13 protein-coding genes are annotated in these 14100 nt (G+C 52.3%); 7 read left to right on the top strand and 6 right to left on the bottom strand.

The features are described from left to right. Window positions 1-47: 47 nt before the first annotated feature. From AC0TNG_RS18205 to AC0TNG_RS18215, 3 genes are all read right to left on the bottom strand, one after another. Window positions 48-2243, bottom strand: coding sequence for a CBM35 domain-containing protein (locus tag AC0TNG_RS18205; protein WP_024908493.1), 2196 nt, complete (start codon window positions 2241-2243; stop codon window positions 48-50). 11 nt (window positions 2244-2254) lie between these two features. Beyond that, entirely contained in the window at window positions 2255-3592 is a 1338-nt protein-coding gene (locus tag AC0TNG_RS18210; protein WP_473712895.1) for a carbohydrate porin, read from the bottom strand. Window positions 3593-3800: 208 nt separating this feature from the next. After that, entirely contained in the window at window positions 3801-5072 is a 1272-nt protein-coding gene (locus AC0TNG_RS18215; RefSeq protein WP_024908495.1) for a PTS sugar transporter subunit IIC, read from the bottom strand. A gap of 169 nt (window positions 5073-5241) precedes the next feature. Between AC0TNG_RS18215 and AC0TNG_RS18220 the strand changes: the two genes are divergently transcribed. The 7 genes from AC0TNG_RS18220 (at window position 5242) to AC0TNG_RS18250 (ending at window position 10649) form a co-directional block, all read left to right on the top strand. Then, on the top strand, window positions 5242-5553 hold the full coding sequence (locus tag AC0TNG_RS18220; RefSeq protein ID WP_015366647.1) for a PTS sugar transporter subunit IIB: 312 nt from the start codon (window positions 5242-5244) through the stop codon (window positions 5551-5553). Window positions 5554-5567: 14 nt separating this feature from the next. Then, the gene (locus tag AC0TNG_RS18225; protein WP_024908496.1) at window positions 5568-6890 is read left to right on the top strand and encodes a PTS sugar transporter subunit IIC; all 1323 of its coding nucleotides are present in this window, start codon (window positions 5568-5570) and stop codon (window positions 6888-6890) included. Between the two features lie 25 nt (window positions 6891-6915). After that, a complete protein-coding gene (locus tag AC0TNG_RS18230; RefSeq protein ID WP_024908497.1) occupies window positions 6916-7230 on the top strand; it encodes a PTS lactose/cellobiose transporter subunit IIA in 315 nt (104 codons plus the stop codon). Between the two features lie 43 nt (window positions 7231-7273). Then, a complete protein-coding gene (locus AC0TNG_RS18235) occupies window positions 7274-8179 on the top strand; it encodes an ROK family protein (RefSeq protein ID WP_024908498.1) in 906 nt (301 codons plus the stop codon). 77 nt (window positions 8180-8256) lie between these two features. Further along, window positions 8257-9216, top strand: coding sequence for a LacI family DNA-binding transcriptional regulator (locus AC0TNG_RS18240; RefSeq protein WP_024908499.1), 960 nt, complete (start codon window positions 8257-8259; stop codon window positions 9214-9216). Window positions 9217-9237: 21 nt separating this feature from the next. Further along, window positions 9238-9444, top strand: a complete 207-nt coding sequence (locus AC0TNG_RS18245; RefSeq protein ID WP_024908500.1) for a hypothetical protein — start codon at window positions 9238-9240, stop codon at window positions 9442-9444. A gap of 167 nt (window positions 9445-9611) precedes the next feature. Next, window positions 9612-10649 carry an aldo/keto reductase gene (locus tag AC0TNG_RS18250; RefSeq protein ID WP_473712896.1) on the top strand — a complete coding sequence of 346 codons (1038 nt, stop codon included), beginning with the start codon at window positions 9612-9614 and terminating at the stop codon, window positions 10647-10649. A 51-nt stretch (window positions 10650-10700) separates the two neighbouring features. Here AC0TNG_RS18250 and AC0TNG_RS18255 read toward each other — a convergent pair whose 3' ends face one another. The 3 genes from AC0TNG_RS18255 to AC0TNG_RS18265 all read right to left on the bottom strand — a co-directional run bounded on the left by AC0TNG_RS18255 (window position 10701) and on the right by AC0TNG_RS18265 (window position 13925). Continuing rightward, a complete protein-coding gene (locus tag AC0TNG_RS18255; RefSeq protein WP_024908502.1) occupies window positions 10701-11645 on the bottom strand; it encodes an SMP-30/gluconolactonase/LRE family protein in 945 nt (314 codons plus the stop codon). 65 nt (window positions 11646-11710) lie between these two features. Further along, the gene (locus AC0TNG_RS18260) at window positions 11711-12892 is read right to left on the bottom strand and encodes an aldo/keto reductase (protein ID WP_473712897.1); all 1182 of its coding nucleotides are present in this window, start codon (window positions 12890-12892) and stop codon (window positions 11711-11713) included. Window positions 12893-12938: 46 nt separating this feature from the next. Further along, on the bottom strand, window positions 12939-13925 hold the full coding sequence (locus AC0TNG_RS18265) for an aldo/keto reductase (RefSeq protein ID WP_024908504.1): 987 nt from the start codon (window positions 13923-13925) through the stop codon (window positions 12939-12941). Window positions 13926-14100: the final 175 nt, after the last annotated feature.

A 14100-nucleotide genomic window follows, 5' to 3' on the forward strand; every position in this document is an offset into this window, starting at 1 on the left:
ATGCCTCCTGAATGATAAAAAGCTGCCCCAGAAGGGCAGCCAAATAACTACTCTGCAGTAACTTCAATTGATTGGATGAACATATATCCCCAGTCGCCGGCGAACTTTCCAAAACTGATGGTATTTGCCCCCTCTCTGAGCGAAACAGGAACGACTATGGTCTGGCCCTTCTCATCCGTTTGCGGAAACTCAATGCTGACTGGCGTCCCATCGTTCACGATGACCGAGTTTTTCTTGCTTCCCCATTTGCCGTTAAATTTCACATGTAGGGCGAATTTACCGTCCCAGGGAGCGTTAACCTGCCAGCTCACGCTGTCTCCGTCATGAGCGAAAGGACCGAGAAAACCGTCTTCTCCGATGGCTAAGGTCTCTTTTTCACTTTTAGTTGAGGTAAGTGTTCCCTTGCTAACATCAAGAGTCCCGCTGCCAAAGCGGCAATAATCTGCCGGTACAGGCCTCACAGCGGGCTTCACGCTGACATTTATCGTTTTGCTGCTTTCCAGCAACCCGTCATCAACAGTAAAGGTCAATGCATAGTCACCCGGCGCAGAGAACCAGACTCGGGTTTCCTCTTTGCTGCTGTCACAGAAGTGCACGTTATTCTTACCGTTATGACTCCACGCTACGCTGACTTTCGTGTCAGGCAGATTGTCATCCTGCCAGGCCGCATTGAGTTGAACGCCTTTATCGACAGTGGTGGAAAGCATGTCCTGCAGAGTGATAACCGGTGGAAGGTTTTTCTGCATATGCTTCAGGCGAATTACGTTTGAAGGTGCTGACTGACCACTTTCATTCTTAGCGATTACCCGATAGTAGTAAGTCTGGCCGAGCGTCAGGCTGCGATAGTCATCGCGGAAAAGACTCATTTTTGACGGGTTCCATTCATTTTTGCCGTCGGAGATGTCCTTTCCTACGCGTGTCCATGGCCCCTGTGGCTGTGCCGCTCTTTCTACGTCGTAATAACGCCCAACGGGTGACCCCATCCAGTTAATGGCAAAGGGGGAATCGCTCTCGCGCAACCTCGGTGCTTCCGGTACCGGCAGAGCTGGCGCCTTGCTCAGACCAGCCATTTGTGCCGCGGCGGTTCGTACCAGATTGACAACCTCCATCTCCTGGTTCGCTTTCCCCTCATCCGGGAAGCCAGGCAGATGGTAGCTATAGTGCCCGGTATACTCTTTGTGCCAGTAAAAACCGCCATCATGCCGATGACCGCGAAAACCCCAGATAAAGCCACCTGCAGCCTGAGCACCATTGACCTCGGAATGGACAATGGACTGCATGATAGCGTTCAGGTCTTTTTGATCGAGCAGACCGAATTCGCCGACCAGATACACTTTTTTGCCGCCTATCGCCGCAAGATCTTTACGCACCTGCTCGGGATGATTGTTATTGGCATTGGTGTAATAGTGATTGCTGATGATGTCGACGTTCGGATCGCTGAGCGCAAAATCATTCACCTTTTTATAAGTCCCATCGACGATAAGCTGATGGGGTGCCCATTTACGGATCCAGGCTGATGTCTGATGAAGAAAATCGGCGTTAGTGTCCTCCAGTTCATTACCCGTTTCCCACGCCATAATCGCCTTTTCATCGTAGTAGTGGCGTCCCGTAATGGTGTTAGTCCGGGTTATTACCTGACGAATCACGTCCAGATAAGCCTGGAAGGTTTTACTGTCCGTCCGATAAAAATCCTCAGGTTTTTCATGATAAAATGCGGCAAGCTGTTCTCTCCCACCCCACCACCACCAGTGATCGATAAACGGTAGAATCAGGCGAAGCCCCTGCTTATCCGCTTCAGCAATCATGTTGTCATAAACTTTCATTGCCGCTTCATTCAACCGCGGCATGCCGTCAGGCGTTTCCGGTGACAGGATATGCGTTTCACGTCCGCAGGCCGCGTCGTTTTCCTGCTGAACGGATAGCACATACACGCGCTGTGCTTTAGCACCCGTTTGTACCAGGGCTTTAATCCAGTTTTCTTGCTCTTCAGCAGTAGGCCATTTGAAATATTGCCCCCACCCGCGCGGATCCGCTTTGCAGGTCCCTCTTGCGTCATCCTCTATACGATGCAGCTCCGGAGCGTGGATCCCGGCAAAGCGAAAGAGCCGATCGCCGTCTTTTAACGCAGCACCATCACGAGTAATAAAATGTTCAAAATGGGATTGTTCCGCCGCCAGCGCACCCGCGCTTCCCAGCGCGGACAGTAAGGAGACGATCAGAAGTTTTCGAATCGGGAAAGCCATCTCTTATCTCCTCAGAACCAGACTTCAGCCTGTACACCAAAATTCAGCGTATCGGTATCCCCGCTGCGAGAGTATCCCCCCGGGCTAAGGGTACCGGTGCTCCAGTCGTAATTTCTGTCCATCGCATCCGAGACGCCTTTATCCCATTTTGCGTACGTGGCAAAGAAGCGCAGCTGTGGACGACTCCAGAATCCGGAATCAAAGGTGAGCGTCGGCGCAATGGTCACTTTGGTCAGGCCACCCTTCCCTTTGCCGTTTACCCCCATGTAGTTTTTATCATCCAGATATTCGTAACCCACTTCATATTGCATGGCGAAATTCTTCGTTATCTGATGATACGGCCGGATACCCGCGACCCACATGGAGCGTCCCCAGCCGTCATCATCGCTGGTCCACCAACGGTAGTTTTTGTCTTTCTGATAAAACGCAAAGGTCGAAACTTCTACTTCGCCCAGGCTGGCCATACCATCCAAAATCACGCGCCAGGACTGGGTGTCATCTAAGTTTGCCCAACCCCAGCCGTTTTTACCCAGCGAGTCAGCGGCAGCGAGCCCTTTGCCGTACTGGAAAACAATGCGGGAATAGCCACCTGTCAGCCCATAAAAACTGTCGACGTTATACAGCGCCGTCACGCCATAACCTTTTTCAGCAGAAGTGGGATGGTTTTCGTTGCGGTTCATATGGTGGCCAATAAGCTCAACATCCAGCCCGGTGCCGCCGATTTTTTTAAACCAGAGGTTAAGCGAGTAATCGTCAGGGTATCCCTGCTCCCCCAGAGCCACGGGATAGGCTTTGGCTTCATCCGTTGTTGAAAACGCATAAACGCCGGCGTCAAAGCGCGCAAAGCCTAAATCCAGGTTATCAAACCCGCCCCCCGTTCCGTTGTACTGAATATACTCCCAGTCGAACTGGTGGCTGGAAAGATTGGAGCTGCTGTAACGTTTACCCGCCCAGAAAGTCATATCCGGCGCAAAATCGAGATTTGATAACTCAGCAAAACCTTCACGGAACTGGGTTTCTTTACCGTCATCGTCGGTACAGTTCCAGTCTGCGGTACATTTTGTTTGATGCGTCAGGTTGGCCTGAACACGGGCGACTGCGCCTGTGTCTGATTTCAGCGTGACCGTCGGGATAAGCTCAATCTTGGTATCTTCTTCGTTCCCCAGACGCCATTTCCCGTCGGGCATCAGTCCCACTGAATCCACCCGGTTTCCGTCACTGTTGGCGAGGATCCCTGAGCGCAAATAGCCGTGGAGTGCAAAATCATATTTCTCATCGGCGCTGGCATAGCCGCTGATGACAGTGAGGGTAATCAAGGACAGAGGTATTGATTTAATTAACGTTTGCATAGGTTCCCTTTGAATTTTTATTTTCACGGTTAAACGTGCAGGGGAAATGTAAGGATCAAAAATGGAAATGTACATCCATTAACGGAAAGCGCTTTCCGTCTTTGCCGGATTGAATCACAAATTTGAGATATTTGAGAATATTTTTGTGATTAAGATCACGAATTAAGCTTCTGCCCACGAGAAATGGGCAGAAACAGAAAGAGGAGCGTTATTTTTCCAGCTGCATCAGCTGGCGTTCGTGAACCTTAAAGAATGGACGATAAAGCATCCATGCGTTGAAAAAGGCAAACAGGCACATACACATATTCTTCCAGCTACCGTTGGCCGACCATGCTGCACCCAGCGGTGAGGGCATTGACCATGGCAGCATTGCAACGGCCCTGTCGAGGATACCCATTTGCGTCAAATACCAGGCTATACAGGCATTTATCAACGGAACAAAAACAAAGGGCAGTAAAAAAACCGGGTTCATGATGACGGGGAAGCCAAACAATATTGGCTCATTAATGTTGAACAGAGAAGGCAAAAGACCAATCTTTCCCACACTCTTCAACTGCCTTGAGCGGCTTCGCATTGCCATAAACACCAGTGGCAACGTTGAGCCGATACCGCCAATCAACAGATAAAAATCCCAGAACCCCTGGAGATAAATATGGGGTAGCACAGCCTCCCCAGCAGCCAGGGCTCGCTGATTTTCAAACAGATAGGTGAGCCAGAACGGGTTCATGATACCCGTTATGATCAGGGCACCGTGTATACCAACAAACCATAAAAGATTACACAGAAACAAGGAGATAAGCACCGCCGTAAGAGTATCCGACGCCACGATAAGTGGACGTAATGCTTCCCCAATCAGTTGCGGCAAAATTTGTCCGGTCGTGTGCAGCATCACGGCATTCATCACGCTGATGGAGAGCATAATCACCAGCAGCGGCATCAGCAGCTGGAAGCCATTTCGTGTCATCACCGGCACCTCCTCCGGCAAACGAATACACCATCCTCTCTTATAAAAAAGCCTTATTATTTCAATCGAATATGCGCTTGAAATGAGGGCAGTAAAGAGCCCCATCCCTCCCAGAAACACATTCGTCGCACCATTATCCCGAAAGCCGATAAACAGCAGAAAGGCGAGACATCCGGTGAGCCCGCACAGCCGTTCCGGTAATTGATATTGCTTGGCAAGGCTGGCACTTGCACCGAATGCAACAATCAGCGCCACCAGGCCGAGCGTCAGTTCAAAGGTTGGTAACAGCATCGGACGCAGCAGCAGATAAAAAGATCCCAATCTCGAGGCGCTTGAAATGGCGAACGGTGGAAACAGCATTGGCACCATCAGACTTCCCACGATGACAAAAGGCATCGCAAGAGTAAAACCGTCTCGCATCGCTGTAATGTGTTGATTCTTAGTGATTATATTCGCTACTGGTGTGAGGCGTTGCTCTATCAAATCCACAGCAACATTCATCAAATGAATGTTCATAACTCGACCTTAGTAGTTCGTGAATAGCAGGGATGATCGCGCACATTCATACAAAGTGAAAGGTGCTCTCAAGTGATCGTGGTCACAATTACCTTATCCATAAACGGAAAGCGCTTTCCGTTTTGTTCCGTGGTGACTATATTCCAGCCATAAATTCAAAGGAGACGTTATGAAAAAAATCATGTTGTGTTGTTCTGCCGGAATGTCTACCAGCCTGCTGGTGAAAAAAATGGTCGATGAAGCGCACAAGCGTGGCCTGGAAGCAGAAATCAAAGCGTATGGCGTTGCCGAATTTGCCGAGCAGGTTGGTCACTACCAGGTGGTATTGCTTGGACCACAGGTGAAGTACATGCAAAGCGATCTTCAGAAACAAGCCGATAAATACGGGATCCGCGTTGAGCCAATCAACATGATGGATTACGGCATGCAAAAAGGGGGTGCCGTTCTCGATTTCGCCCTCTCCCTGATAGATAACAAATAACGAAGGGAAAACCTATGAGCTCTCTGTACGCAAAACTAATTCAGATTATCGAAAAGAAAATTACTCCGATGGCGGGCGCCGTCGGCCAGCAAAAATATGTCACCTCCATTCGTGACGGCTTCATTACCGCTCTGCCGTTCATGATCGTGGGTTCTTTTATGCTGGTGTTTATCTTCCCCCCCTTCTCGCCCGACACGTCCTGGGGCTTCGCCCGGGCATGGCTGCAATTCTCGCTTGAGCATCGTGAAGCCCTCATGCTGCCCTTTAACTTCAGCATGGGAATTATGACAATCTTTATTTCCGTCGGGATTGCCGCAAGTCTGGCCAAACACCACGATCTCGACGCACTTACCGCCGGGATGCTTTCATTAATGGCCTTTTTGCTTGTCGCTGCGCCATTGAAGGACGGGCAGATTTCAACGGCCTACTTCTCCGGTCAGGGGATCTTTACAGCCATTCTGGTGGCTATTTACTCCACGGAACTTTACGCCTTCCTGAAGCGACATAATATTACCATCCGCCTGCCGCCGGAGGTCCCAACCGGCGTAGCGCGCTCGTTTGAGATCCTCATCCCGGTACTGGCAATCGTCATCACGCTGCATCCGCTGAACCTGTTTATTGAAGCGCAACTGGGGATGATCATTCCCGAAGCGATTATGTCGCTGGTGAAACCGCTGGTTGCCGCGTCAGATACGCTCCCCGCAGTGCTCCTCTCGGTGCTTGTGTGCCAGGTGCTCTGGTTTGCAGGTATCCATGGTGCGCTGATCGTCACCGGTATTATGAACCCTTTCTGGATGGCAAACCTGTCCGTAAACCAGGCGGCAATCGCCGCGGGTGAAGCTATCCCGCATATTTACGTTCAGGGTTTCTGGGACCATTACCTGCTAATTGGTGGTGTTGGCTCGACGCTGCCGCTGGCCTTCCTTTTGCTGCGCAGCAAAGCCATCCATTTGCGGACTATTGGGCGAATGGGCGTGGTACCAGGGGTGTTTAACATTAACGAACCCATTCTGTTTGGTGCGCCCATCATTATGAATCCTCTGTTTTTCCTGCCGTTTGTGCTGGTCCCGATGGTCAATGCCACCTTTGCATGGTTTGCACTGGATCTCGATTTAGTCAGCCGTGTGGTATCGATGACGCCATGGACAACACCTGCACCCATTGGCGCATCATGGGCAGCCAACTGGAGCTTCAGCCCTGTGATCCTGTGCCTGATATGCATGGTGACATCTGCCGTCATGTACTTCCCCTTCCTGAAGGCCTACGAAAAACAGCTTCTGGAACAAGAGCATGAAAACGCGGTTGAACATGCAGAAGATGCGGCTCAATCCGCCTGAAAGTAGAACATAGAGGAAAAAAAACATGGAATTAGAAGAACAAGTTATGGGCATCATCATTAACGCGGGTCAGTCGCGCAGCCTTTGTTATGAAGCCCTCGGCTGCGCAAAGCAAGGTGATTTTGAAGCCGCAGATCAACTAATGAAAGAGGCGACTCATTTTGCCCGCGAAGCGCACCTTGTTCAAACCCAGCTCATTGAAGCTGATGAAGGCGAAGGGAAAACCAAAATGACGCTGGTGATGGTGCATGCGCAGGACCACCTGATGACCTCCATTCTGGCCAAGGAGCTGGTAACCGAACTTATTCACATTTACCGTACACGCCCGCACCAGGCATAACGACAGCAGAGAGGCCGCGGCCTCTCTTATGACAGAGGATTGTATGCATTATCTTGGACTGGATATCGGTGGCACAAAAATGGAAGCTGTATTGCTTTCAGCTCAAGGCGATTATCTCTGGCGTAAGCGCCAGCCGACTCAGAAAGAAAGTTACGCTGAATTTATGCTGCATCTGGTGAGCCTTATTGATGATGCCCGCGCGGCTAGCCCGGAACCCTTCACCGTAGGGGTCGGTCTGCCTGGCGCAATTGACCCGCAAACGGGGCTCATCAAAAATTGCAATTGCCTGGTTCTTAATGGCCACGATCTCAAAGCCGATCTTGCCTCACGTATCCAGCAGCCAGTGTGGATTGCCAATGACGCTGATTGTTTTACTCTCTCTGAAGCGGTAGATGGCGCTGGTGCAAAGGCTGACACCGTATTTGGTGTGATTATCGGTACGGGGTGTGGCGGCGGGATCGCCGTGCGCCGGCATTTGTTACAAGGTCCAAACGCCATTGCCGGCGAATGGGGGCACAACCCGCTTCCGGGGTACGCACCAGCTATTGACGGCCCCGCTCAGCCCTGCTACTGCGGCAAGCACAACTGTATTGAATCCTTTATTTCCGGTACCGGTTTTGCCCGTCGTTTCCCGGGAAACCTGACCTCTCAGGAAATTATCTGCTCTGCAGAACAGGGAGAACCGAAGGCACGCGAACACTGGCGGCATTTTATTGATGCATTTGCCCGTAGCCTGGCGTCAGTCATCAATATTCTGGATCCCCAGGTCATTGTGTTAGGAGGAGGATTGTCGAATGTCAGCAGAATCTATGATGACCTGCCTGTCGCGATTCTTCCTTATCTCTTTTCTGAAACCTGCCATACGCGCATTGTTCCGGCGCGCTTTGGCGACGCCAGTGGCGTACGTGGCGCAGCCTGGCTTCCCCGGCTGAGCGCGAACGAAGCATGAGTGTCATGACCGGCGACGGGACGATTCTTCGGGAGGGTTATGTTAAGATGATAAAAACTCACCACGCAGAAAACGCCATGCCTACGATTGATGATGTATCTCGATTAGCAAATGTTTCCAGAGCAACTGTTTCCCGCGTGCTGACGGGAACCCGAGGTGTTCGCGAAGAGAGCCGTGAGGCGGTATTACGGGCCGTTGAAGAACTCAACTACCGCCCCAGCTTTGCCGCGCAAAACCTGGCGAGTCAGTCATCAAGCCATATCGGTGTGGTGCTTTCCTCACGTGATGAAAGCAGTGGCGCGCGAATTCTTCCCGCGCTTGCGCGCGCAATGAAAGTGCTGAACAAAACGCTGATCGTCGAGTATGTGGATAATGACGTCGAACATGCAGCTTCGGTAGATGATTTACAACGGCAATGCGCCGCCGTTGTGGTGTTCGGACCAGTTGTACCGGGCAGTGGCGATAATGTGATTTCTTTCGACCGACCCGTGGTGGATGCGAAAAGTCAGGGCTACGATTTCGCATTTGCTACGGAGAGCGCCTGCCGCTACATGATAGGTAAAGGCCATCGCAACATCGCGCTGGTTATCGATAACGAGACGGATGACGCAAGCAAGCGAATTGTTGAAGGTTATCGCAACGTGTTGCAGAACTACTCATTTCCGTTTAATCGCCAGTTGGTATTAACAGCCAATGAGAATGTCGAACGCGCGCTGTTGACGCTTATTAATAGTCTGAGCAAGTTCTCTTCCATCGTAGTTAAGCGTGATGCTTATGCTGCAGAGGCCATGCGCCTGTTCCGAGAATTTAATATTGCCGTGCCTCAGGAGGTATCCCTCCTCAGTCTTGAGGATTCACCGTTGGCCACGCAGTTATACCCGCAACTGACCTGCATTTCCTGGCCAATGGAACCCCTCCTGCACCAGTGCGTACAGCGCATTAAAAGCATCGTTGAGGGTCGTCCGCTTCGCGAAACGGAACTGCCACCGATAATTGGTAAGCTTACGCCTCGCCAGTCGGTGCTGGAAATGAGTTAAATATTTTTCAGGAGTGAAGATATGAATGCAGTCCAGCTTTTGTGTTCTCTGGCATTGATTTTGGTCGCATCTTTTCGCATTTTTGCGCAGGAACCAGAGCTCCCGCTCAAGGAACAGGTCAATACAGATGAAGGTACAATCTGTGTTTATGAACGCGGGGAACACCGTGAAAAAATTGTTATTCCTGTTGGTCAGCCGTGCCTGAAAACCTCACCCAATAATAATTAATGATGTCAGTGTGTGGGCGCTGTCCTTGTATGTAAAATCTACTGACGATTACGCCCATCTGTGAAAAAAACTCATAACACCATTCGATGGCGCATGCTGGTTCCCTTCATGTCAGTGCAATACCCTGTCACATACAGAATTGCTGGCAATAAAAGAAGGAACACAGAATGAAGTATGTGAATCTGGGTCGTAGCGGTTTGCAAGTCTCCCGTCTTTGTCTCGGTTGTATGAGCTATGGCGAACCTGAACGTTTGCCTCAACCCTGGTCCCTAGATGAAAAGGCGTCACGCCCGCTCATTCGTCAGGCGCTTGAAGCGGGCATTAATTTTTTTGATACCGCGAATATCTACTCGGGCGGAAGTTCTGAAGAGATCACTGGAAAAGCGCTGAGAGAAATGGCCAGACGCGATGAGATTGTTGTGGCGACAAAGACCTTCTTTCCGTGGCGCAACTCACCCAATACCGGGTTTCTTTCCCGCAAAGCCATTTTTCAGTCTATTGACGATAGCCTGATGCGCTTAGGCATGGATTACGTGGATCTCTTTCAGATTCACCGCTTTGACCACTCCATGCCTGTTGAAGAGACCATGGAGGCTCTGCATGACCTCGTTAAATCAGGAAAAGTACGTTACATCGGCGCATCATCTATGGAAGCCTGGCGCTTTGCAAAAATGCAGCATACGGCAGAGCGTAACGGCTGGACCCGATTTATTACGATGCAACCGCAATACAACCTGCTTTACCGGGAAGAAGAGCGCGAGATGCTGCCCCTGTGTGAAGACCAGGGCGTGGGTGTGATCCCCTGGAGTCCGATGGCACGCGGCAGGCTCACGCGCGACTGGAGTGTCACGTCCCGACGAACGCAAAACGATGCCTTTGCGTTAAAAATGTATGAGAACGCAGCCCTTCTGGATAAGCCCGTTATTGATGTTGTTGCCAGCATTGCTGAAAAGCACCATGTGCCAAGAGCCCATGTTGCAATTGCCTGGTTGCTATCAAAAACGGTCATCACAGCCCCGATCATCGGCGCGACGAAACCAGAACATCTTTCCACGGCTATCAGCGCACTGGACTTTTCACTTAGCGATGCCGAAATCATGGAACTCGAGGCACACTATCTGCCGCATCCCGTCGACGGGATCATTCCCCCACTTCCGGATACGCCACCTTCACTCACGCCGCCTTCAGCAATACAGGACTGTTAATGCCCTACCCTAGCCCGGCGTTGCCGGGTCCCCCAGGCCACTCATGCCCGGTCATTGATGTGAAAAGGGAAGCGGTGCCGGCGCGAATGCGCCCGATCGAAAAATCATCGCTCCACCAGGTTCGGCCCCGCTGTTGGTGACAATGAACAACTCGTGATGTCCGGGTCGGATAGCCAGGCTTGTCGATTTAAGGTTACGACCTTTGGCGCGGTCAGGCAGCACAATTTGCCCAATCGGCAGTCCGTTGCGGTTGAAGACCATGACGCGCCCCTGGCCTGAGATGGCCACATATACATTGCCTTCGCTGTCGACACGGGCCCCATCTGGAGCCGGCCCGGTGAACTGATAGGTAACAACCGAACCAAAGGGGGCAATCGTGGTGGCGTCTGACAATCTTACGCGATGAAGCCTGTTTTTAGCGTGTTCTGTGGCCCATATCTGAGAGCCGGCGGAGTCAATCGCTATGCCGTTCCCGACCGCGAGTCCAGGCAGGATGGTATGAATTGACCCGACGTTGGGACTAACGTAGAACACCCCACCCTGTGGATCGGCTGAATTTCCCCGGCTGTCAGTAAAATAAAATCCGCCCTGATTATCAAAGACCAGGTCGTTGACAAGAAATCCAGCATCAGGAGCAACAACCATCTGCTCACCGGTGCCGTCGGGTTCGATAGCCCGGACTGAACCTCGCTGCATATCGCCCACCGACGCGATAAAGATCCGTCCATCTTTGTGTACAGCCAGGCCGGAAGCACCGAGTGTATTATCCTTAAGGACAATGGAAAGCTGCCGCTCCGGGGTGAGCTTAAACACGCGCCCCGTCGCCGCATCAACAAACAGCAGGTTATTGTTCCGATCGAACACCGCCCCTTCGAGCACGAGAGACGCCTCTGAAACGCTGAAGTACGGCTGGGCCTCCACGGTCTGAAGAGAACGCTCGCAGGGCGGTATGGGGACGGCACTGCGCGTAAGCGCGTTATGATTTAGTCCATTCATGTGGTTTATCCCCGGCAATAGCACTGAGGGAGACTTTACCTGCAGTCTCCCTGTAACAGCAGGTATTAATTTTTATCAAACTGACTTTCGGTAAACGGATCGGCGCGACCGCCCTGCAATGGGATTTTGGCAAGCGCCGCATCGATTTCGCGTAGCTCTCTGTCCGTCAACCGGACTTGCGGTGCACCGCTATTTTCTATCAGGTGCGGATATTGCGTCGTACCCGGGATGGGGACTATCCATGGCCGCTGAGCCATCACCCAGGCCAGCGCGAACTGAACCGGAGTGGTGTTTTTGCGGCGGGCCCACGATTGCGCAAATTCAAGCAGTACCATGTTTTTGGCCAGGGCATCGGGCTGGAAGCGTGGCAGGTTATGCCGCCGATCTGTGCTGTCGAACCGCTGGCTTGGATTGACTGCCCCGGCAAGGAAACTCCGGGCGGTCGGGCAGTATGGTACAAAGCCGATACCCAGCTCTTCGAGCGTTGGAAATATCCGCGTCTCCGGTTCACGCCACCACATGGCATACTCACTCTGTACTGCAGTCACAGGGAGTACCGCATGTGCGCGGCGGATTGTCCTGGCACTCGCTTCCGACAATCCCCAGTGTTTCACTTTACCCTCCTGGGTCAACGCCTTCACGGTTTCCGCCACATCCTCAATCGGCACATTCGGATCGGGGCGATGCTGATAAAGCAGATCGATGTGGTCCGTTTTCAGACGCTTCAGCGAGCCCTCTACGGCGCGGCGGATATGGTCAGGATGGCTGTTAAGGGAGGTTGGCTTCCCCTCCTCCACGCCGAAACCGAACTTAGTGGCAATCACCACACGATCGCGAACGGGGGCCAGTGCTTCCCCGACAAATTCTTCACTGAGATGGGGGCCATACACCTCGGCAGTATCAAAGAACGTGATGCCTTGTTCGAAGGCGGCCCGGATGAGCGAAACCATGGCTTTACGATCGCGCGGACCACCGCCGTAATACCCCACCATAGGCAGACACCCGAGTCCCATGCTTGAAACCTCCAGCGAGCCGAGTTTACGTGTGGTTAAGGTCTCCTTCTGGACGGGAACAGCATCCGAAGAGGCGCTCGACGTGTCCTGACCAGCCGGGTTCGCCATCACTGCTCCGCTCCTGCCAAGGGTAGTAGCGGCCAACGCCAGACCGGCGCCGGCGATCAGAAAATTGCGACGTTCCCGGGAAGCGGGTACGGAAGCAGAATGCTGGTCATGCATCATCTTGCTCATAAACTGGAACTCCCTATAGCGTAGAAAGGATTCATTAATTTGGTCATTACCAGGCATAAGCCTGGGGCGCTTCTCCCCCGGGTCCGGGCCAGATTTCGTCGAGACAGCTCATGGTGTCGTCTGATAGCGTGATTGTCGTTGCGTGAAGCGCCTCCCGGAGTTGTTCCGCCGTACGAGGCCCGATAAGTGGAGCAGTAACGACAGGATTCTGCAGGAGCCACGCAAGCGCCACATCGGAAGGGGTTTCGCCGAGGTCCTCACATAATCCTTCGTAGGCTTCCAGCTGCGGACGATACTGTTCGATTAAACGGGCAAACGCGGGCCTCGCACGGCGCCCGCTTGCCATCTTTTTCAGTACGCCGCCAAGCAACCCTCCGGCAAGCGGGCTCCAGGGAATCAGTCCCAGGCCAAAATGACGGCATGCGGGAATGACCTCCAGCTCAACAGTTCGGGCAGTCAGATTGTAGAGACTTTGCTCAGCAACCAGGCCCAGGGAATGACGGGCCGTGGCCACTGACTGCGCAGTCGCAATGTCCCAGCCTGCGAAATTGCTGCTACCGATATAAAGCACTTTTCCCTGCTGAACAAGGAGCTCCATGGCCTGCCAGACCTCTTCCCATGGTGTATAACGATCGATGTGATGCATCTGATAGACGTCAATATGGTCGGTCTTAAGCCGTCGCAAACTATCCTCGCAGGCCTTGCGAATATGGTAAGCAGAAAGACGGCGATCGTTCGGACCCGGTCCCATAGGCTGATAGGCTTTCGTCGCCAGAACGATACGGTTACGGCGGCCACCCTGCTGGAGCCAGCGACCAATAATCTCTTCAGACAGCCCCGACCCTTGCTGGATATCGGGTGATTGCTCGGTGCCATACACGTCTGCTGTATCAATGAAATTGATACCCGCCTCAAGCGCTTCATCCAGAATGCGGGCGCTGGTTTTCTCGTCGGTGACGTCACCAAAATTCATGGTTCCGAGACAAAGGCGGCTGACTTTCAGGCCGGTGCGGCCAAGATGCGTATAGTTCATACACGGCTCCGTTAGGTGAATGTTCCGCCCTGACCGACGGCCAGAGCGCATAATTTTCAAGAATAACGAAGCACAACGTGTTCAGTGAGAGGCGATGAGTGGATGGACTTGTGAAATAAATTCAGCAACGGATTAGCGCTAATCGGTCTATGGTGTATATCATTTCCGTATCAAC

This window comes from Enterobacter sp. PL_is514, from assembly GCF_055816715.1.

Bases quoted from the DNA above. Each gene is read 5' to 3' on its own strand.
- AC0TNG_RS18240 (WP_024908499.1), top strand. From the start codon at position 8,257: ATGCCTACGATTGATGATGTATCTCGATTAGCAAATGTTTCCAGAGCA.
- AC0TNG_RS18225 (WP_024908496.1), top strand. From the start codon at position 5,568: ATGAGCTCTCTGTACGCAAAACTAATTCAGATTATCGAAAAGAAAATT.
- AC0TNG_RS18220 (WP_015366647.1), top strand. From the start codon at position 5,242: ATGAAAAAAATCATGTTGTGTTGTTCTGCCGGAATGTCTACCAGCCTG.
- AC0TNG_RS18215 (WP_024908495.1), bottom strand. From the start codon at position 5,072: ATGAACATTCATTTGATGAATGTTGCTGTGGATTTGATAGAGCAACGC.
- AC0TNG_RS18210 (WP_473712895.1), bottom strand. From the start codon at position 3,592: ATGCAAACGTTAATTAAATCAATACCTCTGTCCTTGATTACCCTCACT.
- AC0TNG_RS18255 (WP_024908502.1), bottom strand. From the start codon at position 11,645: ATGAATGGACTAAATCATAACGCGCTTACGCGCAGTGCCGTCCCCATA.
- AC0TNG_RS18250 (WP_473712896.1), top strand. From the start codon at position 9,612: ATGAAGTATGTGAATCTGGGTCGTAGCGGTTTGCAAGTCTCCCGTCTT.
- AC0TNG_RS18265 (WP_024908504.1), bottom strand. From the start codon at position 13,925: ATGAACTATACGCATCTTGGCCGCACCGGCCTGAAAGTCAGCCGCCTT.
- AC0TNG_RS18230 (WP_024908497.1), top strand. From the start codon at position 6,916: ATGGAATTAGAAGAACAAGTTATGGGCATCATCATTAACGCGGGTCAG.
- AC0TNG_RS18235 (WP_024908498.1), top strand. From the start codon at position 7,274: ATGCATTATCTTGGACTGGATATCGGTGGCACAAAAATGGAAGCTGTA.
- AC0TNG_RS18260 (WP_473712897.1), bottom strand. From the start codon at position 12,892: ATGAGCAAGATGATGCATGACCAGCATTCTGCTTCCGTACCCGCTTCC.
- AC0TNG_RS18245 (WP_024908500.1), top strand. From the start codon at position 9,238: ATGAATGCAGTCCAGCTTTTGTGTTCTCTGGCATTGATTTTGGTCGCA.
- AC0TNG_RS18205 (WP_024908493.1), bottom strand. From the start codon at position 2,243: ATGGCTTTCCCGATTCGAAAACTTCTGATCGTCTCCTTACTGTCCGCG.